Source organism: Streptomyces sp. RLA012, assembly GCF_056270325.1.
The window spans coordinates 6,227,618-6,250,407 of sequence record NZ_JBWDPA010000002.1 but is presented as its reverse complement, the minus strand read 5'-3'; the positions used below and the strand labels follow the sequence as shown (position 1 = coordinate 6,250,407).

Below are 22,790 nucleotides of genomic sequence, written 5' to 3'. Positions count from 1 at the left end.
GGGAGAACTCCCCGAGATCCTGCCGCCTCCCTCCGGTCAGGACTCGTCGTCGGTGTCGTCTTGGCCGTCGTCTTCGCGGTCGGCGAGGGCGTCGGCGATGCGCTGTCGGCTGACGTGCATGACGCCGCCGCTCTTGTACTCGCCGTGGTCGCAGTCGTCGAGGACGCGCCGCAGGTCGCGGAACGACCACTCGCCGTACTGGGCGGGGTTGATGTCGATGAGGCCGAAGATGACGTCCTGCGTCCGCATCTTCGGGTGCTGGCCGAGGACGGTGAGGATGTCGGCGAGCGGGTCGGCGAGCCGCACGGGTGCGGGCATCCCGAGCTCGGTCATGTCGTCGTACAGGCCCATGGCCCGCTCGACGACCGGTGTGACCTCGTCGATGCCTTTGTCGGGGTCGCGGGCGACGTAGTGGGAGCGGATGACCTCGAAGGGCTTGTTGCTGAACCCGACGGTGACGGCGGTGCCGACGTCCTCGCCGGGGATCAGGGTGGTCGCGGTGATGCCGGCCTTGTGGCGGCCGGAGCCGAGGAGTCCGTCGTTGGCGACGTGGTCGCCGACGGCGAACGCGACACGGTGGCTGGTGTTGCGGGTGACGTCGCGCGGGAGGCTGTCCGCGGTCGGGGAGACGGTGACCCACACGAGGGTGATGGCGACCTTGCGGGCCTTCTTCATCACCTTGATGGCCAGCTCGGAGGCCTCTTTGCCGTACTCCTTGTGCATGAACAGCTCGTGGCACTCGTCGAAGACGACGACCTTGGGCCGCATCCGCGGGTCTTTCAGAGCCAGCTCGCGGGTGACCTTCGTGGCGTCGCCGCCGAGTTCTTCCAGCAGCTTGCCGCGGGCGGTGACCTCGTCGCGCAGGTCCCGCAGGGCTTTCAGCGCGGCCTCGATGTCCTCGTCGTCGTCGCCCTTGACCAGGACGCGCAGGCGGGGCTTGAGCGGGTCGTAGTCGACGTTGTAGGCCATGACGTAGGCCTCGACGATGACGAGCGGGTCGAGGATCGCGCCGAGCAGCAGGGCGATGACCAGGGACGACTTACCCGAGCCCATGATGCCGCCGACCATGTAGTTCGCGGCCATCAGCTTGCCGATGATCGGCTCGCCGCGCTGCGAGACGGCGACGGGGACGCCCTTGAAGTAGTCGACGGTGCCCTCGGTGAGCAGGGGCCAGGGCGGGACGGCGCCGGACAGGGAGCCCTGGTCGGCGACCCACAGGTCGAGGACGCCGGGCTGCTTGGGTGGCTCGGTGGGCCAGACCTCGACGGGCTTCCTGAGCAGGTTGTGGGCGAGGACGTTCTTCTTCCCGTTGACCATCTCGACGGTGACGCCCAGGGGAAGCTGCAGCTGGGTGTGCCAGCCGTTCCCGGAGCGGGTCGTGGGCTGCACCCAGCGGGGCTGCCACCCGTCCTTGATGGCCTTGTTGAGGGGTGCGATGCCCAGGTTGCCGAGCGCCCGCAGGATGGCGCCCTCGTCGGGCACGACGTCGCGCTGCTCGGGGTCGCCGGGCAGCGCCCAGGCCGGGGCCGTCTGCCGGTGCCGGCCGACAGCCCACACCCCGGCGAGGGCGAGCCACGGCAGGGCGAACAGCAGCGGATCCCAGATGACGCCGGCAAGGAACGCGACCCAGGACACGAGCGAGATGGTGGCGTTGAGCGGGGCGAGGACGTCGTGGACGTCGTGGTTCGCCCAGGCCAGCATGATGCCGAGCATGAGGAGGATGCCCGCTCCGCCGGCGGTGCCCATGGCGATGGCCTTGGGGGCGTTGATGGCGAGTTGGAGGAGTTCCATGCGGCGGCGGTGGCGGGACTGGCGGTAGATGTAGGCGCGCTGTTCCCAGTCGCGGGCGACGTCTTCCTGTCCGGCGGCTTCGGCGGCGCGCATCATGCGTTCGTGGCGGGCGGTGGTGCGGGAGTCCCAGGCGCGGCGGGTGAGGATGCGGGTGCCGCCGACGATGTATGAGCCGTGCCGGACGGTGGCCCGCCAGGCGCCGTTCTGCCGGGTTTCGACGAGGACGCGGCGCAGGGAGTCGACGCGGATGCGGCGGCGCGGGCGGGGGGTGGCGTCCTGCGTGCCGGTGGGGGCGTCCGGGGCGTCCCGGGGTGTGTCCTTGGCGTCCTGCGGGAGGGGCGGGGGTGCGTCCTTGTGGAGCTGGATCACGTTGTCGGTCATGCTGGGGCTTCCTGCCTCTTGCTGGGGTCGGGACGCCCGGGGGCGGCGGCTGCTTGGCGGCTGGACGCCGTCCCCGGGGTGCTACTTGGTGCCGCGTGCGGCCCTCTTGCGGGCTTGTTCGCGGATGCGGTTGATGCGGCGGTCGATGTCGGGCTGGTTCTCGATTCCGGCGATGGCGCGGCGGACGCCGCGGGCCTCCAGGCGGACGATCTGCAGCTTTTCCCAGGCGGTGAGCTTCGGTTCGGGCATGGTCGGTCCTCTCGGGTTGCGGGACGGGTAGCGGTTGCAGGGGTCAGCGGTGGCGGCTGATCGTGTTCTGCTTCGGGGTGTGGCGGAGGGCGTCGGTTTCGGCGGCGGTGCGGTTCGCGGAGGGGTTGGAGGCGCGCCGGCCGCAGGAGCAGGTCCAGTCGAACTGAGCGGCGAGGGCCGGGCGGCGGGAGTTCCACGGGGAGACGCGGATGGTGTGGTTCATGCGGGGTCCTCTCGGTGGCGGGCCGGGCTGTCCGGCCCCACCGCACCTCCGCGGGTTTTCAGGGGATCGCCTGAAAACCTCACGGAGGACGGAAGGGCAGGTCAGCGGCCCTTGCGCTTGCCGGTGGGCCGGATCTTGGAGGCGGCCCATCCGGCGGCGAGGATCACAGCGCCCATGGAGAGGCCGATCATGGGGAGGTTCGCGGAGACGGTGCCGATGATCCCGATCAGTGTTCCGCCGACCAGGACGACGACCGCGCAGACGGCGGCCGTGCATACGACGACCACGGCGAGGATCAGGAACGTGACGATGATCAGCCGCTGCAGGGCCGGGTCCATGCCCTGCTGGACCGGGGCCTGTACGACGACCGGGGGCGGGGGCTGTCCGATCGTGAAGTGCACGGGGCGGCCCTGCTGGTCGTAGAGCACGTTCGGCGGACGGTGGTGGGCGGCCGGCTCGGCGTGCCGCTGGTAGGCCTCGGGCAGGTTGGACGGGTCGCGCTCGGTCACTTCGCCCACCTCCGGACGCGGCGGGTGATGCGGGGCCAGAGGACGAAGCCGGCGGCGAACGCGAGGGCCGGGGGGTACGAGGCGGCTGCGGTGGCGCCGGCCGCGGCGATGTCGAAGAGCGGCGGGAAGGCGACGAGCAGGCCGAGGATGGCGCCGAACAGGATGCGCATCATGACCGCACCGCCTGTCGCTTGGGCAGGTCGTCCTCATGGAACAGGTTGCGTCCTCGGGCGTCCTTGCTGTGGACGGTGAGGCGTCCTGCGGCTACCCAGCTACGGACGGTCGACGGGTCGATGTTGAACCACTCGGCGACCTGGGCGGACGTCATGAGGGGCGGGGTGGGCGGTGGTCCGTCCTCGGCGTCCTGGGCGTCCTGGGCGTCCTGGTCTGTCCCGGGCGGGAGTTCGGGCGTCTTGGTGGCGTCCTGGGGGGTGTCGCGTTCCAGGGTCACGGTGGGCGCCGGGCGGGCGGTGACCGGCAGGAGGCGGACGCCGGGCGGGACGACCTCACGGGCGGGCGGGACGCTCGGGACGGTTGGTGACGCGGTCGCGTCCTTGGTGTCCTGGGCGTCCAAGTGCGCGTCCGGCGGGCTGGCCGCGAGGTGGAGGAGGTGGCCGACGACGGCGGGCGGGACGAGACTGGTGACCGCGATCAGGGACGGCTGGTCGGCGACGACGTGCCCGGTGGTGATGAGGTGCGACACGACCTGGGCGGCCATGGCCAACCCGAGGGCGAGGCACGCTCCGATGATCGCGGACCAGCGGCCCCGGTCACCGGAGCGGCGGGTGGAGGCGACGGCGGCCGCGATGCCCGCGTAGGCGGACAGGACGACCGGCATGCCGTAGGTGAACGGGTCGTCCCATCCGGCGGTCTCGGCGAGGTGGTACTCGCCCGGTGCGCACATGAGGAGGGCGACGCCGAGGACGATGGGGCGTCCGCCGGCAGTGAGGCCGCGGACCCACAGCGGGGCGGCCGGGCGGCGGCCGGTGTCGGCGGGGGCGGTGCGGAAGAGGCGGGCCAGGCGGGCGGCGGCGCGGCGGATGCGGCTCACGAGGCGTCACCTCCAGCCTTCTGGTGCTGGCAGAGGGGGCAGGTGTGGCGTTCGTTGGTGGTGTTGTTCTCGCAGTGGGCGAGGCAGGCGCGGCACCAGGGGGTGTCGCCGTAGCGGGCCGTAGCGGGGTTGATGTCGGCGGGGGTGAAGGGGCGGTGGCAGGCGCGGCAGGCCTGCTTGGCGCGTTCGTCGGCGTCGGCCTGCTCGGCGGCGAGCTTGCCGCGCAGGAAGTCGACGTTCCAGCCGAGGTCTGCCGGGTCTTCGGCGAGGGCGCCCTTGACGGCGGATCGCGCCCATGCGGTGCGCTCGCGGATCCGCTGGTCGTAGTCGTGGGCGTCGTGGGGCAGGGTAATCGCGTCGAGGACGACTTCGAGCAGGCTGCGGAGGTCACGGGCCTCGGTGCTCGCGGCGGGCTTCGTCATCGGCCACCTCCGGCGAGGAGTGCGGCCAGGTCGCGGCCGAGCTCACGCAGACGGGCGGCGGCTTCGATGAGGGCGTCGGCGAGTTCGTCGGCCTGGCCGGGGGTGAGGTCGCGGGCGAATTCGGTCTGCACGACGTAGAGGACGACGTCGGTGGTGGTGGTCTGGGCGAACGGGGACTGGGCGAGCTGGGCGCGGAAAAGGTCGATGCCGTTGGGGGCGATGGTGTGTTCGGGCCCGTAGTGGGTGACGTCGACCTTGTAGTGGGCGCGGTCTTCCCGGTGTCCCACACACCAGTCGGGCTCTTCGATCTCCAGCGACTTCGTGACGTGGACGTTGACGTGCGTGGTGCGGGGTTCGGTGCTCACGCGCGCTCACCCCGCTCGGCGTCGAGGGCGGCGAGCAGGCCGCGGACACGGCAGTCGAGCGCCACCGCGGCATTCAGCATGTCCGCGTGGCTGTGGATGTCGAGGGCGGCGGTCTCGTCGAGGATGCGCCGGGTGACGGCGATCTCGATGTCGAGGGTCTCGGGGGCCGGGGTCGTGTCGTCCGGGCCGTGCAGTGGGTCGTAGGCGGAGTTATCCACACTGTGGATGGAGGTGTGGATCATCGGGTCACCTGCTTGGTGCGCACGCGACGCAGGGCCTCGTCCATGTCCGGGTCGCTGTCGCCTGGCCGCGGGGTGATGGCGGCGGTGCGGAAGCCGGTAGCGGCGGGGGTGTAGTAGCCGCTGGCCGCGTTCATCTCGCGGTCGGCGTACTGCCAGGTGCCGGTGTCGACGGGCGTCTCGGCGGTGTTCCGCTTGACCCGGTAGTACTGGCCGACGGTGCGGCGGGCGAGGGAGGCGAGCCAGTTGTACATCTGGCCGTCGGTCTCGGCCCGGCACTTGTGGAGGTCGAGCCACGCCCGGTAGAAGGCGTCCGCGGTGAGGTCTTCCGCGAGGTGCTGGTTGCCGCCGCGGACCTCGCGCTGGACGAGTCGGGTGATGGCCGGTTGGAACTGGGTGTAGATCGTGGTGAAGCGCTCGTTGAGCTGCTGCGCCGGGGTGATCGCGGACGATGCCGCAGGCATGGGAAGATCCATGACAGCCGTTCTCCTGTGTATGCAGGTGGTCGGTCAGGCCTCCGTCTGGTGCTCCAACACCGACGGGGGCCGCATTCAGTTGTGAGACCCGGGCTCCAACCCGGTGTCATGACACCCACCGTAGACCCTGGTGTCATGACACCGCAAGGGCTAACCTCGGGGTGTCATGACGAGAGTGGAGAGCTGATGCCGAACGTCGAGAAGACGCCCCGCCAGACGGTCCGGGTCGAGAAGGACCTCTGGGACAAGGCTGGCGCCGCGGTCGGCCCGCGTAACAGAGGCGCTGCGATCCGTGACTTCCTGCGCTGGCTCACGCACGAGACGGACGAGCTTCCGGGCCGGCCGCCGCGTCCCGAGTAGCCATCAGGACGCCTCCCTCTGCCGCACAGCGAGCGCTTCCTTGTGCTCGTCCTGCGCGGCGGCGAGGTCGATCCACTTCTCGGGCGGCCACTCCGCACCGCACCAGCTGCACGACACCGACGTCCGACCCGGATGCAGTGCCACCACGGCCCCGCACAGCACCTCGTCGAGCAGCGTCGGGCAGTAGCCCAGCCGGCGCGGCCGCTCCTTCGGATCACGCGGGTTCACGATCGACGCAACGTCCCGCTCGAGGCCGCGGATCTCCTCCGCGAACGCGCCCGCCAACGGCCACGACGCGGCGATCCATTCGAGGTTGAGGGACAGCGCCCGGGCGGCGACGGCTACCCGCCGCTCGACGTTGCCCTCGATGGCGGGCTCGCCCCAGCCGCGATCGGCCTGCATCGCGCTGCGCCAGTCCTCCAGGACGCTGACCATGCCACCGGGGCCGCGCAGGTTGAACGCGGGCTCGGCGATCGGCAGGGGCGCCTCCACAGGCGCGCAACGCCCGTACTCGGGGCGGCGCCCGCCAGGGTGCAGGAACGCGGCGAGCGCCTCGTACAGCCGCGGCATGCGCCCGAGCCGCTGAGCGGTGGCGAGCAGATCCCCCGGGCAGAGGTAGCCGTGTTCGAGGTCGCGGTCGCACAGGCCGCAGCTGGCGCTCACGCGTCGGCCCGCTCTCGCGCGGCCTCGAGCTCGGCCTCGGCGGTGCGCAGCACCTTGCGGTCGCGGCGGTCGTCGAGGACACCGAAGAGGATGTGGACGAGCAGCATGAAGTTCATGCCGAACGCGGCGCCGAGGGTGAGCAGCTGGATGTCGTGGTCGTTCACGGTCGTGTCCCTTCTGAAGATCAAAACGGGGGCTGGTCCGGGTGCCCGGCGGGCTGCTGGGCGGGCGGGGTGGTTGACCACCCGCCGCCCTGCTGCTGGCCGTTGGCGGGCTGGGCTCCGGCCCACGGGTCCTGCTCGGGGCTCTTCGTACCGGCGAACGAAGAGCCTGCGGCCTGCCCGCCCGCGGGGTTCTTCAGCACCCTGGCGGTGGCGCGGGCGAGGCTCACGGCCACGTCATCCGCCTCGATCTCGTAGACCGTGCGCCTCACGCCCTCGCGGTCTTCGTAGGAGCGCTGCGTGAGGCGGCCGACGACCACGACGCGCATGCCCTTGGTGATGGACTCAGCAACGTTCTCGGCCTGCTGGCGCCACACGCTGGCTCCGAGGAACAGCGGCTCGCCGTCGGTCCAGGCGTTGGTCTGCTTGTCGAACTTCCGGGGGGTCGAGGCGATCCGGAACTTGCAGACGGCGGCGCCGGCCGGAGTGAAACGCAACTCCGGATCGGAGACGACGTTGCCGATCATGGTGATGGTGGTCTCGCCGCTCATGGTCAGGCGACCTTTCGGTAGGTGGTGGAGTTCTCGGCCCGTCGGCGGGCGCGGAACCTCTGGTGCGTCTCTCGCTGGCAAATGCGGCAGCGCCGTCCAGTGCTGGCGTGCCAGTAGGTGTTGGCCTGGTCGTAGGGGTGGCCTTGCGGGCAGTGCGTCTTGGCGCGCTGAGCCGCACCGCCATTCCCGCGGCGGACGTTCTCCGCATGGGTCACCAGTTCCAAGTGGTCCGGGTTGCAGCACGCCCGGTTCCGGCACAGGTGATCGAGGTCAAGCCCCGTAAGGACAGCGCCGGTGTGCTGGGCGTAGGCGTATCGGTGCGGGTACGTGACACGCTCCCCGTCCCAGAAGCTCCCGTAGCCGGCGCTCGTCTTGGCGGCGGTCCAGATGTGGCAGGGGCCAGGCACGTCGCGGATCAGCGATATCGGTCCAGCCTTGTTGACCTTGGCCCAGAACCGGGCGAGCTCGGTCTCTCCGGACACGGAGGGCTCCTTCTGTGGTGTGCTGGGTGGGAGGCCGGGCCCGATATCCGCGGGCCCGGCCTTCTGCGTGCGGGTCAGGCGCCCTGTTCGGCGGGTGCGGGCGGGAAGACGAGCTCGACGTGGACGCGAGTCCCGTCCATCTCGCCGTCGGCGACCAGGCCGATCCACGGGTCGTCTTCGTCGGTGCTGCCGGTGACGGCCAGTTCGGTGCCGAGCAGCAGGGCGATGTCCCCGGCGAGGGCCTCGCGGAAGTCGGCGCGGCCGACGGTCCACGGGATCACTACCAGGACGGCATCCGGGGTGACGGTCAGCTGCGGCTGCACGCCGTACAGGTCGCGCAGCGCGGCGAGCGACTGACTGAGCCGGGCGGCCCGGGTGAAGGCCAGGCGGGCGGTCTTCATGGTGGCCATTGGGTACCTCCGTGTTGGTGGGATGCTGGGCAGGTGGCCGGCCCGGTTCCTGCGGGCCGGCCGGTTGCGTGCGTGCGGGTCAGGCGCGGTAGTCCGGGTTGGCGGAGCGTTCGCCCGCTTCGTGCGCAGGGCGGGGAGCGAGAACCTCTTCCCACTCCTTGAGCCTGGCCGCGTGGGCTGCCGCGCCGGGAATGATCCGGGCGCGGATCTCGAAGCCGCGGACCTCGGGGGCGTGCTCGCGCAGCTCAGCCGGCGTCCACACCATGTCGAGGTGCAGGAACGCGGGCTGAATGCTGGTGGTGGCGGTGCCGTCGGTGAGGTGCGCGTCGACAACGATGGCCCAGGCGACGACGGGGCAGATGACTTCGGGCACGGTGTCGTCACCGCCGTCGAGGGCGACAACCCAGTCGTGCCCGGCTGAGGTCGTGTTGACAATGCTGCCGGTGGCGATGTTCATGGTGTTCTCCCTGTTCGGGGTTGGCCGGCCGCCGGGCGACGGCCGGAAGCTTGGCGGTCAGGCTGCGGTCTTCAGCTCCGCGAGGACCCGGCCAGCGCTGTAGATATCCATCAGGTCCGAGACGTCCCCGGCCGTACTCCCTGCCGGGACCGGCACCCGCTTGAAGCGGCACCACGCGAGCTGCTTGGCGCTCGGAGGCCTGTCTCGGAACTGGGACCCGCGGGCTACGAACGCGGGCGGCGCGAGCGTCCGTGCCTGTTCTTCCGTCCACCTCATCGTCTCGGCGAGCGGCGCCTCGTGGTCCGGGGCCGGCGGCCGCACACCGGCGTCCGCGTCCCAGCGCCGCACCCGGTACACGCCCGGCCCGCTGCCCCTGACGAGGAAGAGGAACATCGTCGACGTGAGGGGAACGAACCAGACTCCGGCGTCCGTCTGAAGCCAGCGGACGGGCGACTCGTGGAAGAGATTCACGTCCTCCCACTCGACGCTTCCGATCGGCGCGGCCAGCTCGTCGTCCTCCACGGTCTCCCCCAGGGAGCGGCCGTCCTTGGGCTTCGAGATGGTGCGGCCGGTGAGGTCGACGATCGACGCGAGCCGGTGCCGGGTGGAGGCGCCCATCACATCGAGGAGGAGGGCGTCCTTCTTACCTGCGTGGAGGCGCAGCGCCCGGCCGGCCATCTGGCAGTACAGGCCGGGGGACTTGGTGGGGCGGGCGATCACGGCACAGCTGGTGTGCGGCGCGTCGAACCCCTCGGTCAAGACCATGCAGTTGGTGAGGACCTGGACGTCACCGTTCTCGTACCACTTCAGTGCCGTCTGCCGGGCCTCGCGGGGCATGTCGCCCCAGATGGTGGTGGCCGTGATCCCGATGTCGTTGAGGGAGTCGGCCATGGACTGGGCGGTGGCCACGGTCGGGGTGAAGACGACACCCGCGCGGTCGGCTGCGAACTCCTTGTAGGCCTCCGCGACAATGTCTGCTGCACCGGAGTCGTCGAGGGCCTGGCCCAACTGTCCGTCGGCGAGGTCGCCGTTGCGGGTCTTGACCTTGTCGAGGTTGAGGCCCTCGACGATGACTCGCTTGCCGCGGACGTCGACGAGGTATCCGCCGCGGATCATGTCGAGGATGTCGAGGGTGAAGACGACCTCTTCCCAGACTTCGGCAAGGCCGCCGTTCTGCCGGGTCATGGTCGCCGTGAAGCCGGCGGTGGGTACTCCACGCCAGGACCCGAAGTGTTCGAGGACGTCCATGTAGGTGCGGGCTGCGGCGTGGTGGCATTCGTCGACGATGATCAGGCCGATGTCCTGGATGGCCTGGCGTCGGCGTTCGACCGCGAGGGTCTGGATGCTGGCGACGATGACGTCCACGTCGTGGTGGTCGTTGCGCTGGGCCTTGACGATGCCGACGCGGAGGTCGGGGCGGACGGCTCGGATCTTGGCGGCGGCTTGCTCGAGGAGTTCTTCGCGGTGGGCGAGGACGAGGGCGCGCTGCCCGTTCATCTGGTCGAGCATCTTGCTGATGAGGTTGGAGAAGACCACGGTCTTCCCGGCGCCGGTCGGGAGGACGACTGCGAGTCGGTTGCCCTGGCCGGCTGCCCATCCTGCGGTGAGGGCTTCGATGGCCTTGGTCTGGTAGGGGCGTGGCGTGAATTCAGGCATGGGTCACCTCGGCTCGGACCGTGCTGGCGGGAGTGTTGTGGCGGGGGTAACGCAAGTAACGTGGCGCGTAACGGGCTGCGTTACCGGGTCGCGAGCTGCTGACCTGGACTTTCTCTTCTTCTTCTTGAGTAGTTACGTAAGTAACGTAAGAAGTAGAGGGGTGCACTACGTCCGTGCGCACGCCCGCGCCTGCACACACGCGCGCACCCGCATGCCGGTGTACGTTCTGCGGATCTGCGTAACGCTGCGCGCTGGCCAGCCGGAGGGCCCTTGACCTGATGCTTTCCCACTCGGTAGGGGTAACGTCGTGTGCGTTACCGCTGTGCGTTACCCCGGCGGTCGACTCGGATTTCATGCCACCGCCTCCTGCGCGTAGTCCTCGCCCAGCGCGGCCGGGGTGAAGAGGAAGCACCGAGTCGGGCGGCCGTCGATCTTCGCGACCGGGCGGTAGGTCGGGCGTCCGCGGTCCATCGCCTCGACGAGATATCCGGCGGCAATCCACCCGCCGAGAACCGCGTCCAGTGAGTACTCGGACTCGGCGAGGATGCCGCGCAGCCGCTCAGGGAGGATCGCGATGTGAGTGCGGCCGTCGCGCAGTTTCGTGGCGCCGATCCATCCGCGGAGGGGCGGCCTGTCGTCTGGACCGCGCCCCGGGTACAGCTCCGCGGAGTGGCCGGCGATGTACTCGCGGACGATGTCCATCGCCATCTCCGGCTGGTTGTCCGTAGGGCTGGCCGCAGTGAACATCTCGGTCCACGTCTCTGCCGGGAGCGGCGTGTACGGCAGGATCCCCGTCTCGCACGCCATGGCCTCGGCGAGGGCGAGCACGGCCACCATCGGAGCGCGGCGGCCTGTCATCGCACTGTCGCCCCGGAAGAGGGCCGTGAGGTCCTTGTGCTTCTGCCTCAGCCGATCCAAGCCCCCCTCCCTGGCGAGGCCCTTACGGACCAGCTCCGCGAACCGGGGTCCGGCGTGGCCGTAGTTGGCGAACACTCCGTCGTGGACTTGGCGGGCCGTGTCACCGTCTTCGCCGAACGGCGCCTCGGTGGTGCACAGCGCTCGGCCGGCCGCTCCCTGGTTCCGGGTGTAGGAGAGGATGCTCCGCTCTCCGGAGGACAGCAGGATCGTCTGCCACGGCAGCGCTCCCGCGTACCCGCCCGAGCGGTCCTTCCCCTTCTCCATCGGCAGCTGGTACAGCAGGTAGTCGATGATCCCCTCATCCGAGACTGCCATCGTCTCGTCGAGGAAGGTGGGCAGGCCGCGCACCAGGTTGAGGCGCTTCTCGATGGCGAAGACGGTGCCGCGCCAGTTCGAGATGGCGGACGCGGTCTCGCTCGGGTCGGCCCACACACTGCACCCGCACTGCAGGGCGGTGGTCTTGCCCTTCGTGGACCGCGAGGAGACGTCCACCGTGAAGGAGTCCAGTCCGAGAGGGCGCAGCAGCGGTGCTGCCAGGGAGGCCGCGACGACGATCCGCGGGACCCGGTGCGGTTCCAGCAGGGCGATGGTCTGGCGCCATTCCTCGAAGGCGCCAGCTGTCCCGAACGCCTGCGAGGGAAGCCGCTGTTCGTCGTACCTGACCTCCAGCTTGATGCCGGACTCCGGAGACGAGACGAACGTGCCGTCGGGCTGCCAGCCCAGGTTGCGGGCGAGCTTCTCGCGCGGGATACCCGACGTATTGGCGGCCTCGAATTCGGCGAGCCAACGTTCCACAGGCCGGGCGTCGCTCTCGATGAACGGGGCGCCGGCTGACCCGAGAACCTTGACCAGCTCGCGGCCGCGCTTGGCTACGTCGCGGGCGACGACCTTGGAGACGGTGCGGCCCAGGTCCTTCCATGCGAGCTGGACGCTCTGCTCGCCGTCGGGATCTTCGTAGGCTGCGGTGACGACCATCGGCGCGTAGGTGATGCGCGCCCAGGCCGGGTCGTCCTTGCCGGTGGCCTGCTGCACGCCGCTCGCCTGGATCTGGTATCCGCGCGGGACGGTGCATCCCCGCAGTCCGAACTCGGCAGTGAGGTCGTACTTGGTCCGAGGCTGGGCGGCGGGCTCTTCCTCGGGCTGGCGGGCCGAGGACCCGTCAGTGGGCGGCGCGCCACCCTGGGACGGTACGGACCGCAGGCGCCGCGGTTCTTCCGTGATGGCCACCAGGTCGTCCAGCCCGTACCCGGCAACGAGGTGGTCGTAGATGTCCGCCTTCGGCCGGTCCACGGCGCCGCGCACGACGCGTACTTCACGAACCCGACTCTTGAGGGCGGCCGCCACCTTGAAGGCGTGCTTGATGCCGGGCTCGTCGTTGTCCGCGACGATGGTGACCTTGGCTGCGCCGTCGAACCATTCGGCCATTCCGGGGCGCCAGTCCTGTGCACCGCCCGCAGTAGTGGCGACCTCTCCGATCTTCTCCAGGGCCTGGACGCACTTCTCGCCCTCGTTCCAGAAGATCTCCCTGCCGTCCTTCACTGCGGCGATTACCTGCGGCAGGCGCCAGGGCACGCGGACGATGTCCTTCATCCCGTAGGCCTTCTGGCCATTGACTAGGCGGTACTGCATGAAGTCTTTGGACTTGCCTTCTTTGCCGGGCTCGCGGCGGTCCTTGCGGTTGTTCTCGGTGCCGTCGGCCTTCTCGTAGATGTAGGTGGCGACGACCTGCGGGCGCTCGGGACGTTCCAGTGGCTGGTCGAACAGGTCGGCCTTGGTGAGACCAAGGCCGCCGACGATGTCGTCCTTGCCCTCTTCGCCGCAGACGTGGCAGTGGAGGACGACGCCGCTGTTGCCCTGTCGCACGGACATGGAGGGCTGGTCGTCGGGGTGCGCGGGGTTCCCGCATTGGGCTTCGTAGCCCCCGCCAGCGCGGCGGTAGGTGAGGCCGTTGTTGTCGAGCGCCTTGAGTACGCGCTCCATGGCGACACCGGGGAAGTTGTTCACGAACGAGTCCCTTGTGCTGGATCTGGTTGTGGTCCGTGAAGCCGGGGACGGCGGGCAATCCCCCCGCCCGCCGTCCCCGGCGGTCTGTCAGCCGGTGCTGAATCCCCCGGCGGCGACGATCGCGGTGAGGAACTGCATGGCCTCGTGCTTGTGGCCTTGGCACAGGACGATCCGCTGGGGCTTCTCGGTCGGGTCGGCGCTGTAGACGACCAGGGCGAGGGCAGCGTCGCGCGGGCAGCCCGCGCAGAACTGGTGGTCGTGGTTGTCGGCGGTGACCTTGCAGTCGCACCAGGCGCACGCCCCGGCCGCGGGCAGTACGACGACGGCCGGCGTCCCGTGGGCGGCGATGTCCCTGCCGGTGGCGAGGGCCTGGTCGGCGAGGAAGGTGTCGAGGGCGCCGCTGTTCTCCGTCACTTCGCCTCCTCGGTGGTGAGGGACTGGAGGCGAGTGACGGCCTTCTGGATGCGGGCGTCGTCGATCGCGCGGATCCGTCGGTCCTCGGCCTCGCGGTCGAGGCGGGCGATCTCGGGGTCGCCTTCGAAGTCGTCGGCCGCGATCCGGTCGGCCTGGTCCACGACGAGGGTGAGCTGGGCGACGAAGGCGCGCAGCGCGTTCAGGGCCTCGCGCGCCTTGGCCGGGGACATCTCGGCGATGCTGATGCCGTAGTCGAGGAAGACCTGCGTCTTTCTCCCGTAGGCGTGGGCCTTGTCGTTGGCGACGGTGACGCGGGCGGCGAGCCACGGGAGGTCGTTGCCGTTCGCGCTGTAGCCGCTGGTGTCGAGGTCGGCGTCGCGGAGTTCGGTCTCGACGTCGGCGGTGCTGTGCCACTCCGCGGCCGTGGGTTCCGTGTGGTCGGTGACGCACTGGGGGATGCAGCCCCAGCGGTTCATCCACTCGGTGCCGCGCTGCGCTGCGGTGAGCGGTCCGTCCTCGTTGAGGAAGCTGGCGACCTGGGTGTTGAACTCGGCGAGCTGGGTGCGGATCGCGGCTTCGGCGTCCGCGAGGCTGATCTGGCCGGGGTTGTAGACGGCCTCGTAGGAGTAGTCGTCCATGTCGGGCGTGGCCCAGAGTTCGACGCGGTGGCTGGTGAGGCTGAGTGCGGCGCCGATCGCGACGGTGACGCCGTTGTTGCGCTGCGCACTGGGGTCCGGCGTCGCCGTTGACGCCGCGGATGTCAAGATGGACATGAGCGTGCTCTCTTCTGCTGATCAGGTGGTTGCTGTGGCGCGTTCTGCAAGCGGCGTCGGGGCTGGACCCCCGGCGCCGTTGCCGTTCTCCTCAGGGATGAGCCCGAGGAAGCGGTGGAGATCTACGGTCCGTGCGACGCGTCGGCGCCCCAGGCGGATGACCTCGAAGGGCAACCTGTTCTCGGCTGCCAGCTGATAGGTGGTGCTCTCTGCCAGGCCCAAGGCCCGTCCGACGGTCGGCCACAGAGGGACGACGGCCGGCTGGTCGAGGATGTCGGCGATGGTGAGCGCTTTGCTGCTCACGCCCCGCCCCTCTCGCACTCAGTGAGCCAGGCTTCGACGGCGGACCGGCGGTAGACGATGTCTCGGCCGAGCCTGAATCCGGTCGGACCCGTCTTCCTGTAGCGCCAGCCGCGCACAGTGGCGATCGGCTTGCGCAGGTATGCCGCGAGCTCCTTGGTCGTCAGTAGGTCAGGAGCTTCCTGAACTGGCATTTCCCCTCCTTGCTGTACCCCTGGCAACGTCCTCGCCTTCGGGGTGGTCGCAACACTATGCGCAACATTGCGACTTGTCCACAACCTGCGTCACAGGCGTTGTGGCCGGAACCCAACGCTGCGCCCAGGGTTGGTGGCGACGCCCACTTGCGCCCGCTCCCAACGACCGTGACTCTTGCGAGTAACGTTGCGAATCGTTGAGACACGATGAGGAGCCATGGACGAGACAGGATGGCCGCCCGAACGATGGGCACTTCTGGGCGAGGCGATTGCAAGGGCACGCCGAGCGAAAGGGTGGGACCAACAGGAGCTCGCCAATAAATCGGGGAACTCCGCCACCACGATCAGTAATTACGAGCGGGGACGTGCGAGTCGAAGCAAGAGGATTCCTGGCGGATACCTACGTGTAGCCCAGGCTTTGGGATGGCCCTCAGATGCACCTAGAGAAATCCTCTCTGGCGAAAACCCCGACGTCATCCTGTCTCAACAAAGCCTCTTCAATGACGATCCCTCGTACCCAGCTCCCGATTTCGAAGAGCTGGCCCGCCTTAGGGCTGGCCTACCCGCCACCTCGGTTCCCACTAATATCGGCCGCTTGAGTGGTAGAGACATCGAACTCACCGAATCGGGATACCTGGCTCAGGACGTATTCATGCGCCAGTTCAAGCGATTCAGGGAGATCAAAGGCCTGACCCCTGAGCAAGTCGTCGAGCGGTCCCGCCCACACGGCGGCAAGTTGCGGGCCGCTGATGTCCAAAAACTGGAGAACGGAACGCGGCTCCTTGCCATGTCAGAGGCGTCAGCCCTTGCTAGGGCTCTTGACACTTCAGTTGAATGGCTTCTCGGTCCCGGATTCAGTGATGACTCAACCGACGAAATGCGGCGGACGCCGAACGCGGAAGAATTGGAGGCTGAAGCAAAAGCTGTATTGCGTCGCCTCGGAGAGCTAGGAAGTCAAGTCCTCGCTGCACGACAGCGAGAACAGCAGGCTCAGCGCGAGCATCACATGGCGCAACAAATGCTATTGGTCACGACTGCTCACGAACGCGAGTTGGAGCGGAGCTATCAGTACCTGCTGGGCCGCATCGATTCTCTACGCGCGGCATCTGGCGAACCTACAATTATGGAGACGGTTCCTGTGTACGAAGGGGATCCGAATCGTGCACGTGAGGACGGCCTCGACGATCCTCCTAGCTGATCCATTCGAGAGAAGAAGGAGGTAGTCGTGAAGGGTTCTACGTACCGCCGTTGCTACTGCCGAGGCCAAGACGGCAAGGCCCTGAACAAGACCTGCCCTCAGCTGACGAGTAGGCGCCACGGGGTGTGGGCGGTACGGCAGGAGCTTCCCGCCCGCGGGGACGGCGGGCGGCGTTCCTTCTCCCGCTCCGGCTACGACACCGCCAAGGACGCGCAGGAAGTCCTCGACGCCGTGCGGGCGTTGCTCGCGCTTCCGGAAAGCGACGACACCGAAGCGCAGACCAAGGTCGGCGACCTCCTGGAGGATGTCTCCAAGGACAAGGACGCCCCGCTGCCCGAGCTCGCCGAGATCAGGCGCCGTCTCGTGCACGGCCAGAAGCTGACCTCGACGATGACGGTCGGCGACCTGCTCGACGAGTGGCTGGAGGCCAAGCGGAAGTCCCGCGCGGTCACCACCGTCAACAACTACGTCTCCCGTGTTGAGCACCATCTGCGGCCGGCGCTCGGGCACCACCGCATCGACCGCCTGAACGTCGGGCACTGTCAGTCGTACTTCGACAGCGTCGACGACGCCAACGAGGTGATCGCCGTAGAGAACGCGGCCCGGCGTGAGCAGGAGGCGCGAGCGACGTGGGGCAAGCGGTCCCGGCCGCCTGGTGCCGAGCGGGAGAGGCTGGCCGCCGAGCGGATGAAGCTCGACGAGATGCCCCCGTACCGGAAGATCACCGGACCGGCCACCAAGCTGGAGGTTCGCAACACGCTGCGGTCGGCCCTGAACTTCGCGATCCGGCGGCAGTACATCACCTTCAACCCGGCGGCCTTCGTTGAAGTCGGCACGGTCCGGCGGGCAAAGGGTCTGCTGTGGACGACGGAGCGTGTGGCCCGCTGGCAGGAGACGGGCGAGAAGCCTTCCCCCGTCATGGTCTGGACGCCCGCGCAACTCGGCGCGTTCCTCGACGCCGCCGAAAGCGATCGGCTCTACGCCATCTTCCACGTCATCGCGCACCACGGCCTTCGCCGCGGCGAGGCGGTCGGCATGGACTGGGAGAACGTGAACTACAAGGGCCGGACCGTCGGCGTGGCGCGGGAGATCGTGCGCGACGGATGGACCCCCGTCGAGACCGCTCCGAAGACGGAAGGGTCGGCAGCCGACGTGAAGGTCGACCGGGGCACCCTGGACGTTCTCAGGGCGCACCAGGGCCGCCAGTTGGCCGAGCGTGCGGAGCGGCTGGAGAAGCGGCTGCCGTGGACGGACACGGGCAAGGTGTTCGTCCAGGAGGACGGGAGCTGGCTGCACCCCGAATCGGTCTCGGACGTCTTCCAGCGGATCGTGGCCGACGCCGGTCTGCCGCCCATCAATCTGCGGGACTTGAGGCACGGCGCGGCTGCCCTCGTGAAGGCCGGCGGCGGCGACCTGCATGACGCCAAGGTGAAGCTGCGGCACTCCACGATCGTGCTGACGAGCAACACCTATATGGAGCTGTTCGAGGAGTACGAGGACGAGCTGACGGAGAAGGCAGCAGCGGCGGTGCCCCGCGCCAGAAAGGCCCCGGATGACACCGCCGCTCACGCACCGCTCACGCAGAAGCCTGTTGAGTGATCTACGTACCAGGGCCATTTAGGCCTTGACCTGGGCTGGAACGGAGCCCCCTGTCGGATTCGAACCGACGACCTTCGCTTTACAAGAGCGGCGCTCTGACCAGCTGAGCTAAGGAGGCCTGCACGCGCGCGTGCGGCATGGCTGCCGCGTGCGTGCCCGTGCAGTGTACCCACGTCACGGCGGGCCCCTCTCGAAAATTTCCGCGAAGTTCACAGGGCCCCGGGTACTGACAGACCACGTGAACGCGGGGTAGCGTCCTGAGCCAGTTCACTCTTGTGGACTACACCACTGCGAGGCTTCGCGGTGGACACCACCTTTACAACGGATCGTCCGGCACGTTCCTGCCGGTGAAGGGGGCCCCTCACCATGGCCACTGTCTCGTTCAACAAGGCGACCCGCATCTACCCGGGTGGCGACAAGCCCGCCGTCGATCAGCTCGAGCTCGACGTCGCGGACGGCGAGTTCCTCGTCCTCGTCGGTCCCTCCGGCTGCGGAAAGTCCACCTCCCTGCGCATGCTCGCGGGTCTCGAGGACGTCAACGCCGGCTCGATCCACATCGGTGACCGCGACGTCACGCACCTGCCGCCCAAGGACCGGGACATCGCCATGGTGTTCCAGAACTACGCGCTCTACCCGCACATGACGGTCGCCGACAACATGGGCTTCGCGCTCAAGATCGCCGGCGTCAACAAGGCCGAGATCCGCCAGAAGGTCGAGGACGCGGCGAAGATCCTCGACCTCACCGAGTACCTCGGCCGCAAGCCGAAGGCCCTCTCCGGCGGTCAGCGCCAGCGTGTCGCGATGGGCCGCGCGATCGTGCGTGAGCCCCAGGTCTTCCTCATGGACGAGCCGCTGTCGAACCTCGACGCCAAGCTCCGTGTCTCCACCCGTACGCAGATCGCCTCGCTGCAGCGCCGCCTCGGTATCACCACGGTGTACGTGACCCACGACCAGGTCGAGGCCATGACCATGGGCGACCGGGTGGCCGTGCTCAAGGACGGTCTGCTCCAGCAGGTCGACTCGCCGCGCAACATGTACGACCGCCCGAACAACCTCTTCGTCGCCGGTTTCATCGGCTCCCCCGCCATGAACCTCGTCGAGGTCCCGATCACGGACGGCGGCGTGAAGTTCGGCAACTCCGTGGTGCCGGTCAACCGCGAGGCCCTGAAGGCCGCCACGGACAAGGGCGACCGCACCGTCACGGTCGGCGTCCGCCCGGAGCACTTCGACATCGTCGAGCACAACGGCGACGCCGCCAAGTCGCTGTCCAAGGAGACCGCGGACGCCCCGGCCGGCCTCGCCGTCTCGGTGAACGTCGTCGAGGAGCTCGGCGCCGACGGTTACGTCTACGGCAGCGCCAAGGTCGACGACAAGCTCACGGACCTGGTCGTCCGCGTCAGCGGCCGCGCGGTCCCGGACAAGGGCGCCACGCTGCACGTCGTGCCGCGGCCGGGCGAGACCCACGTGTTCTCGACCTCGACGGGCGAGCGTCTCTCCGACTGAGGCAACACGCGTACGGGTTCGACACCCCGTAGCGGGTGAATTCACCCAGGTTGACGAAGAGGGCCCCACAGCCTGCTGTGGGGCCCTCTTCGTTGTCGACAAATACCCCGGCAAGCCGGTCATTTCGATATCTGTACGTCAACCCGTCGCCCCGGAAAAGCAGGCCCCGCATCCCCCGAACTGATTACTAAATGTCGCCAAATCATCACCCCGCGCTACCCTCACTCGCGTGAAGCACTCCACCACTAACCAACGGACCCGGCGTGGCCGTGGCCCCGCCCGCCGGATCGGTCGCACCCTCGCCCTCGTTCTGCCTGTCGTCCTGGTGCTCTCCGGGACCCTCGCGGTCACCCGAGTCAACTGGTCGGGGAACTCCTCGGACTCGGTGCTCACCGCCTCCTCCTCGGACGTCTCCTCGCGTGCCGTCTCCCGCGCCCCGCAGGACGTGTTGCGCGACCGGCTCCTGCTGGAGCTCCAGGAGAAGAACCCGGGCGTCGCCCTCACCCACCTCCAGGAGGCGGTGAACGACCGCCCGTCGCTCGCGAAGCACTGCGTCTCCATCGCCCGCGCCCTCGGCCGCGCCGCGGTCCGTGCGTACGGCCCGACCCGCGCGCAGGCCTTCGCCCGCCCCGTCTGCGACACGTCCTTCGCATCGGGGGTCGCGGCCACCCACATCTGAGCGCCACGGGCCGCCGCCCTTCAGGTAACAGCTGTTTAAGGGAACGGTTGCCGACAGAAGCGGCGAGCGGGGCGCCACGTACAGTTCGGGCATGACCGATCCGAACGCCGCGTCGCGCCCCGTTCAAGCCGTTGTCCTGGCCGGTGGTCAGGGCTCCCGGCTGCGCCCCTACACCGACGACCGGCCCAAGCCGATGGTCGAGATCCCCGGCACCGGGACCCCGATCATCGGCCACCAGCTGACCTGGCTCGCCGAAGAGGGCGTGACCGACGTCGTCGTCTCCTGCGGCCATCTCGCCGAGGTCCTGCAGAAGTGGCTGGCGACGGCCGACCTGCCGGTCAACATCACGACCGTCGTCGAGACGGAGCCCCTCGGCCGCGGTGGCGGCCTCAAGTACGCCGCCGCGCACCTCCCCCACCCGGACCAGCCCTGGTACGCGACGAACGGCGACATCTGGACCCGTTTCTCGCTGCGCGACATGGCGGACTTCCACACCGAGCGCGACGCCGTCGCGACCCTCGCCCTCGCCCGCCCCCGCATCCCGTGGGGCGCCGTCAAGACGGACGGCTTCGGACGCGTGACGGACTTCATCGAGTCCCCGCCGACCACGTACGAGATCAACGCGGGCGTCTACGTCTTCTCGGCCGAGTTCGCCGATCTGCTGCCCGAGCGCGGCGACCACGAGCGCACCACGTTCCCGCACCTGGCCCGTGAACGCCGCCTGGCCGGCTTCCCGCTCCCGCAGGGCGCGTACTGGCGCGCCATCGACACCGCGAAGGACCTCACGGAGGCGGCGAAGGAACTGGCGGCACTGGGGCGCTGACAGAACCCGCACTGGGGCGCTGAGAGAACCCACGGCCCGTACGAGTACGAGGAGGGGCCCCGCACATCAGGTGTGCGGGGCCCCTCCTCGTACGGCGGGAGGCGTGCTACCCCAGGAGGCCGCCGACCAGCTTGTCGGAGCCGCCGGAGGTGCTGCCGCCGGAGCTGCTCGAACCGCCGCCGCCGCCACCGCCGGACGTACCGCCCGAAGTACCGCCCGAGGCGGAGCTGCCGGTGGCGCCGCTGGAGGACGGGCCCGCGCTCGTGCTCGGGGCCTGGTGCGCCGGCGCGGACTGCTGGGGCGGGGCCTGGCCGGTGCCCTGGGTCTGGCTGGGGCCGCTGGTGACCATGCCGCCCGTCTCGCGGACCGCGCCCGGAGTGGTGGCCGCCGGGTCCGACGGCGCCGAGGAGGTCTCTTGGGTGGGCGCCTTGGTCGAGGCCGACGGGGTGCCGACCTTCTGGCGGGGCGCGCCGGGCTCCTCGGGCAGCGGGGAGCCGGGCAGTTCGTTGCGCGGGGCCTCGCCCGGTCCGGGCACGACCACGCGGTCGGCGTCACGGACGGCGCCGCCGAGGAGCGAGCCGATGAGCAGAGTGAGGCCGACGACGACGGCCGAGACGAGCGCGCCGCGGCGCAGCACACGGTGCCGCAGGTCCCAGATGTCGGCGCGCGGCCCGAGTGTGCGCCAGGCCTCGCTCGCGAGGCGTCCGTCGACGGAGTAGACGGGGGCGCCCGCGATGATCAGCGGGGACCAGGCGGCGAGATAGATGATGTCCGGAGCGTCGTACGCGGGGACCGTCTTCCAGCTGACGGTGACGATGAGCGCGGCCGACAGCATCGCGCCCACGACCGCGGCGACCCGCTGCCACAGTCCCAGCACCGTGAGCACGCCCACGATGACCTGGAAGAAGGCGATGACGAGCCCGGAGCCGACGGGGTGCTGGAGCGCGAACTGCCGCAGCGGCTCGGCGACTTCCCAGGGGTGCAGCGTGTTCAGCCACTTCACCATGGAGCCGCGCTTGCCGCCGTCGAAGTAGACGGGGTCGCAGAGCTTGCCCATGCCGGCGTAGATGGAGATGAACCCGAGGAAGACGCGGAGCGGGAGCAGCACCACGCCGAGGTTCATCCGGCGGCCTGGGTAGTAGGCGTGCCGGACGGGGTCGGCGGCGTGCCGCCTGGCCGGCTCGTCGCCGTCGTCGTCGAGGCCCTCCCGCGCGAACTCCCCGCCCGTGTAGCGGGGTTCGTCGTACGCGCTGTCCACGCTGCGCATGTTCGGCAGCAGGCGCGTCTCGCCGGAAGGGCCGGAAGGACCGGAGGAATGGGTGCGCTGGCTGCCGACGAGGGGCGTCTCGACCGTGTCGACGGTCAGGTCGCCTTCGTAGGCGGGGTGTTCGTAGGCAGGGTGTTCGTAGCCCTGGGTCTCGTCGAGGCGCGGGATGACCTGGGTGGCGCCGGCATCGCCCGCCTGGCCCGCTGAGCCGTGGCGCACGCTGGTGCTCCGCACGGCCTGCAGGAGGCGGTGGGCGCCGGTGTCGTCGGGGGCGGACTTCCCGCTCCAGACGACGGGCGCGCGGCGGCGGGCCCCGGCGGCCTGACCGGCCCCGCCCGCTCTGCCCGCCGTACCGACGACGGGGATCCGCGCGGTGTCGTCGGAGGAACTCAAGTGCCGCGCGATGTGCGGGGGTTGGGTTCGCGTCGCGCCGCCTAGCTGCACGCGGAAGCTCGCATGATTGACGATGACCTGCGCCGGATCGCTCGGCACCTTCACCATGCTCAGCGCGGGAGCGTCGTCGAATCCCGACGAGCGGTCCCCCGTGGGTGTGCGGGGTGTTCTGGTGTCCACACTCATCTAACCGAGTGACGTGTGTTTAGGACACTGCTTTGACTGCGTCGATCTGTCCGGACCGCGTCAAGGCCGTCCCGAACATCCCGATTGCCCCAC

General features: G+C 69.4%; 29 protein-coding genes and 1 tRNA gene. 6 read left to right on the top strand and 24 right to left on the bottom strand.

The window, feature by feature from the left end; genetic code table 11:
• Window positions 1-36 precede the first annotated feature (36 nt).
• From RV986_RS28695 to RV986_RS28650, 10 genes are all read right to left on the bottom strand, one after another.
• Window positions 37-2,172: a cell division protein FtsK gene (locus tag RV986_RS28695; RefSeq protein ID WP_475920143.1), complete on the bottom strand. Its 2,136-nt coding sequence runs from the start codon at window positions 2,170-2,172 to the stop codon at window positions 37-39.
• 81 nt (window positions 2,173-2,253) lie between these two features.
• The gene (locus RV986_RS28690; protein ID WP_475920142.1) at window positions 2,254-2,421 is read right to left on the bottom strand and encodes a DUF6257 family protein; all 168 of its coding nucleotides are present in this window, start codon (window positions 2,419-2,421) and stop codon (window positions 2,254-2,256) included.
• Window positions 2,422-2,464: 43 nt separating this feature from the next.
• Complete coding sequence (locus tag RV986_RS28685) at window positions 2,465-2,644, bottom strand: hypothetical protein (protein WP_475920141.1); 180 nt, start codon at window positions 2,642-2,644, stop codon at window positions 2,465-2,467.
• A 101-nt stretch (window positions 2,645-2,745) separates the two neighbouring features.
• Window positions 2,746-3,153, bottom strand: a complete 408-nt coding sequence (locus RV986_RS28680; RefSeq protein WP_475920140.1) for a hypothetical protein — start codon at window positions 3,151-3,153, stop codon at window positions 2,746-2,748.
• Window positions 3,150-3,326, bottom strand: a complete 177-nt coding sequence (locus RV986_RS28675) for a hypothetical protein (protein WP_475920139.1) — start codon at window positions 3,324-3,326, stop codon at window positions 3,150-3,152. The genes RV986_RS28680 and RV986_RS28675 overlap by 4 nt, the downstream gene beginning before the upstream one ends.
• On the bottom strand, window positions 3,323-4,204 hold the full coding sequence (locus RV986_RS28670; RefSeq protein WP_475920138.1) for a helix-turn-helix domain-containing protein: 882 nt from the start codon (window positions 4,202-4,204) through the stop codon (window positions 3,323-3,325). Before RV986_RS28670 ends, RV986_RS28675 begins: the two co-directional genes overlap by 4 nt.
• Window positions 4,201-4,626 (bottom strand): hypothetical protein, encoded by a 426-nt coding sequence (locus RV986_RS28665; protein WP_475920137.1) that lies wholly within the window; start codon window positions 4,624-4,626, stop codon window positions 4,201-4,203. Before RV986_RS28665 ends, RV986_RS28670 begins: the two co-directional genes overlap by 4 nt.
• Window positions 4,623-4,991: a DUF6907 domain-containing protein gene (locus RV986_RS28660; protein WP_475920136.1), complete on the bottom strand. Its 369-nt coding sequence runs from the start codon at window positions 4,989-4,991 to the stop codon at window positions 4,623-4,625. Before RV986_RS28660 ends, RV986_RS28665 begins: the two co-directional genes overlap by 4 nt.
• Window positions 4,988-5,233 carry a hypothetical protein gene (locus RV986_RS28655; RefSeq protein WP_475920135.1) on the bottom strand — a complete coding sequence of 82 codons (246 nt, stop codon included), beginning with the start codon at window positions 5,231-5,233 and terminating at the stop codon, window positions 4,988-4,990. Before RV986_RS28655 ends, RV986_RS28660 begins: the two co-directional genes overlap by 4 nt.
• Window positions 5,230-5,694 carry an RNA polymerase sigma factor gene (locus RV986_RS28650; RefSeq protein ID WP_475920134.1) on the bottom strand — a complete coding sequence of 155 codons (465 nt, stop codon included), beginning with the start codon at window positions 5,692-5,694 and terminating at the stop codon, window positions 5,230-5,232. Before RV986_RS28650 ends, RV986_RS28655 begins: the two co-directional genes overlap by 4 nt.
• A gap of 198 nt (window positions 5,695-5,892) precedes the next feature.
• On the opposite strand from RV986_RS28650, the gene RV986_RS28645 reads away from it, so the two are divergent.
• The gene (locus tag RV986_RS28645) at window positions 5,893-6,066 is read left to right on the top strand and encodes a hypothetical protein (protein WP_475920133.1); all 174 of its coding nucleotides are present in this window, start codon (window positions 5,893-5,895) and stop codon (window positions 6,064-6,066) included.
• A gap of 3 nt (window positions 6,067-6,069) precedes the next feature.
• Here RV986_RS28645 and RV986_RS28640 read toward each other — a convergent pair whose 3' ends face one another.
• From RV986_RS28640 to RV986_RS28585, 12 genes are all read right to left on the bottom strand, one after another.
• Complete coding sequence (locus RV986_RS28640; RefSeq protein WP_475920132.1) at window positions 6,070-6,729, bottom strand: hypothetical protein; 660 nt, start codon at window positions 6,727-6,729, stop codon at window positions 6,070-6,072.
• The gene (locus tag RV986_RS28635; protein ID WP_475920131.1) at window positions 6,726-6,893 is read right to left on the bottom strand and encodes a hypothetical protein; all 168 of its coding nucleotides are present in this window, start codon (window positions 6,891-6,893) and stop codon (window positions 6,726-6,728) included. The genes RV986_RS28640 and RV986_RS28635 overlap by 4 nt, the downstream gene beginning before the upstream one ends.
• A gap of 20 nt (window positions 6,894-6,913) precedes the next feature.
• Window positions 6,914-7,441 carry a single-stranded DNA-binding protein gene (locus RV986_RS28630; protein ID WP_475920130.1) on the bottom strand — a complete coding sequence of 176 codons (528 nt, stop codon included), beginning with the start codon at window positions 7,439-7,441 and terminating at the stop codon, window positions 6,914-6,916.
• Between the two features lie 2 nt (window positions 7,442-7,443).
• On the bottom strand, window positions 7,444-7,923 hold the full coding sequence (locus RV986_RS28625) for an HNH endonuclease signature motif containing protein (RefSeq protein ID WP_475920129.1): 480 nt from the start codon (window positions 7,921-7,923) through the stop codon (window positions 7,444-7,446).
• Between the two features lie 74 nt (window positions 7,924-7,997).
• Complete coding sequence (locus RV986_RS28620; protein WP_475920128.1) at window positions 7,998-8,333, bottom strand: hypothetical protein; 336 nt, start codon at window positions 8,331-8,333, stop codon at window positions 7,998-8,000.
• Between the two features lie 79 nt (window positions 8,334-8,412).
• Window positions 8,413-8,790, bottom strand: a complete 378-nt coding sequence (locus RV986_RS28615; protein WP_475920127.1) for a hypothetical protein — start codon at window positions 8,788-8,790, stop codon at window positions 8,413-8,415.
• A 57-nt stretch (window positions 8,791-8,847) separates the two neighbouring features.
• On the bottom strand, window positions 8,848-10,446 hold the full coding sequence (locus tag RV986_RS28610) for a DEAD/DEAH box helicase (protein WP_475920126.1): 1,599 nt from the start codon (window positions 10,444-10,446) through the stop codon (window positions 8,848-8,850).
• 351 nt (window positions 10,447-10,797) lie between these two features.
• Window positions 10,798-13,368 (bottom strand): DUF927 domain-containing protein, encoded by a 2,571-nt coding sequence (locus tag RV986_RS28605; protein ID WP_475920125.1) that lies wholly within the window; start codon window positions 13,366-13,368, stop codon window positions 10,798-10,800.
• A gap of 87 nt (window positions 13,369-13,455) precedes the next feature.
• Window positions 13,456-13,782, bottom strand: a complete 327-nt coding sequence (locus RV986_RS28600) for a hypothetical protein (RefSeq protein ID WP_475920124.1) — start codon at window positions 13,780-13,782, stop codon at window positions 13,456-13,458.
• A complete protein-coding gene (locus RV986_RS28595; RefSeq protein WP_475920123.1) occupies window positions 13,779-14,555 on the bottom strand; it encodes a hypothetical protein in 777 nt (258 codons plus the stop codon). Before RV986_RS28595 ends, RV986_RS28600 begins: the two co-directional genes overlap by 4 nt.
• 21 nt (window positions 14,556-14,576) lie before the next feature.
• Entirely contained in the window at window positions 14,577-14,858 is a 282-nt protein-coding gene (locus RV986_RS28590; protein ID WP_475920122.1) for a helix-turn-helix domain-containing protein, read from the bottom strand.
• The gene (locus RV986_RS28585) at window positions 14,855-15,049 is read right to left on the bottom strand and encodes a helix-turn-helix domain-containing protein (RefSeq protein WP_475920121.1); all 195 of its coding nucleotides are present in this window, start codon (window positions 15,047-15,049) and stop codon (window positions 14,855-14,857) included. Before RV986_RS28585 ends, RV986_RS28590 begins: the two co-directional genes overlap by 4 nt.
• Window positions 15,050-15,266: 217 nt before the next feature.
• Between RV986_RS28585 and RV986_RS28580 the strand changes: the two genes are divergently transcribed.
• Together RV986_RS28580 and RV986_RS28575 are read left to right on the top strand one after the other, a co-directional pair.
• Entirely contained in the window at window positions 15,267-16,247 is a 981-nt protein-coding gene (locus RV986_RS28580) for a helix-turn-helix domain-containing protein (RefSeq protein ID WP_475920120.1), read from the top strand.
• Between the two features lie 27 nt (window positions 16,248-16,274).
• On the top strand, window positions 16,275-17,846 hold the full coding sequence (locus tag RV986_RS28575; RefSeq protein WP_475920119.1) for a tyrosine-type recombinase/integrase: 1,572 nt from the start codon (window positions 16,275-16,277) through the stop codon (window positions 17,844-17,846).
• A 44-nt stretch (window positions 17,847-17,890) separates the two neighbouring features.
• On the opposite strand, the gene RV986_RS28570 is transcribed toward RV986_RS28575, so the two are convergent.
• A tRNA-Thr gene (locus RV986_RS28570) sits at window positions 17,891-17,964 on the bottom strand.
• A gap of 248 nt (window positions 17,965-18,212) precedes the next feature.
• On the opposite strand from RV986_RS28570, the gene RV986_RS28565 reads away from it, so the two are divergent.
• The 3 genes from RV986_RS28565 to RV986_RS28555 all read left to right on the top strand — a co-directional run bounded on the left by RV986_RS28565 (window position 18,213) and on the right by RV986_RS28555 (window position 20,851).
• Window positions 18,213-19,349: an ABC transporter ATP-binding protein gene (locus RV986_RS28565; RefSeq protein ID WP_475920118.1), complete on the top strand. Its 1,137-nt coding sequence runs from the start codon at window positions 18,213-18,215 to the stop codon at window positions 19,347-19,349.
• A gap of 229 nt (window positions 19,350-19,578) precedes the next feature.
• Entirely contained in the window at window positions 19,579-20,028 is a 450-nt protein-coding gene (locus RV986_RS28560; RefSeq protein ID WP_475920117.1) for a hypothetical protein, read from the top strand.
• 91 nt (window positions 20,029-20,119) lie between these two features.
• Window positions 20,120-20,851 carry a nucleotidyltransferase family protein gene (locus RV986_RS28555; protein WP_475920116.1) on the top strand — a complete coding sequence of 244 codons (732 nt, stop codon included), beginning with the start codon at window positions 20,120-20,122 and terminating at the stop codon, window positions 20,849-20,851.
• A gap of 106 nt (window positions 20,852-20,957) precedes the next feature.
• On the opposite strand, the gene RV986_RS28550 is transcribed toward RV986_RS28555, so the two are convergent.
• On the bottom strand, window positions 20,958-22,697 hold the full coding sequence (locus RV986_RS28550) for a DoxX family protein (protein ID WP_475920115.1): 1,740 nt from the start codon (window positions 22,695-22,697) through the stop codon (window positions 20,958-20,960).
• Between the last annotated feature and the right edge of the window lie 93 nt (window positions 22,698-22,790).

Bases quoted from the DNA above. Each gene is read 5' to 3' on its own strand.
- RV986_RS28630 (WP_475920130.1), bottom strand. From the start codon at position 7,441: ATGAGCGGCGAGACCACCATCACCATGATCGGCAACGTCGTCTCCGAT.
- RV986_RS28610 (WP_475920126.1), bottom strand. From the start codon at position 10,446: ATGCCTGAATTCACGCCACGCCCCTACCAGACCAAGGCCATCGAAGCC.
- RV986_RS28615 (WP_475920127.1), bottom strand. From the start codon at position 8,790: ATGAACATCGCCACCGGCAGCATTGTCAACACGACCTCAGCCGGGCAC.
- RV986_RS28675 (WP_475920139.1), bottom strand. From the start codon at position 3,326: ATGATGCGCATCCTGTTCGGCGCCATCCTCGGCCTGCTCGTCGCCTTC.
- RV986_RS28655 (WP_475920135.1), bottom strand. From the start codon at position 5,233: ATGATCCACACCTCCATCCACAGTGTGGATAACTCCGCCTACGACCCA.
- RV986_RS28565 (WP_475920118.1), top strand. From the start codon at position 18,213: ATGGCCACTGTCTCGTTCAACAAGGCGACCCGCATCTACCCGGGTGGC.
- RV986_RS28695 (WP_475920143.1), bottom strand. From the start codon at position 2,172: ATGACCGACAACGTGATCCAGCTCCACAAGGACGCACCCCCGCCCCTC.
- RV986_RS28550 (WP_475920115.1), bottom strand. From the start codon at position 22,697: ATGAGTGTGGACACCAGAACACCCCGCACACCCACGGGGGACCGCTCG.
- RV986_RS28685 (WP_475920141.1), bottom strand. From the start codon at position 2,644: ATGAACCACACCATCCGCGTCTCCCCGTGGAACTCCCGCCGCCCGGCC.
- RV986_RS28650 (WP_475920134.1), bottom strand. From the start codon at position 5,694: ATGCCTGCGGCATCGTCCGCGATCACCCCGGCGCAGCAGCTCAACGAG.
- RV986_RS28645 (WP_475920133.1), top strand. From the start codon at position 5,893: ATGCCGAACGTCGAGAAGACGCCCCGCCAGACGGTCCGGGTCGAGAAG.
- RV986_RS28690 (WP_475920142.1), bottom strand. From the start codon at position 2,421: ATGCCCGAACCGAAGCTCACCGCCTGGGAAAAGCTGCAGATCGTCCGC.
- RV986_RS28665 (WP_475920137.1), bottom strand. From the start codon at position 4,626: ATGACGAAGCCCGCCGCGAGCACCGAGGCCCGTGACCTCCGCAGCCTG.
- RV986_RS28620 (WP_475920128.1), bottom strand. From the start codon at position 8,333: ATGGCCACCATGAAGACCGCCCGCCTGGCCTTCACCCGGGCCGCCCGG.
- RV986_RS28580 (WP_475920120.1), top strand. From the start codon at position 15,267: ATGGACGAGACAGGATGGCCGCCCGAACGATGGGCACTTCTGGGCGAG.
- RV986_RS28585 (WP_475920121.1), bottom strand. From the start codon at position 15,049: ATGCCAGTTCAGGAAGCTCCTGACCTACTGACGACCAAGGAGCTCGCG.
- RV986_RS28595 (WP_475920123.1), bottom strand. From the start codon at position 14,555: ATGTCCATCTTGACATCCGCGGCGTCAACGGCGACGCCGGACCCCAGT.
- RV986_RS28555 (WP_475920116.1), top strand. From the start codon at position 20,120: ATGACCGATCCGAACGCCGCGTCGCGCCCCGTTCAAGCCGTTGTCCTG.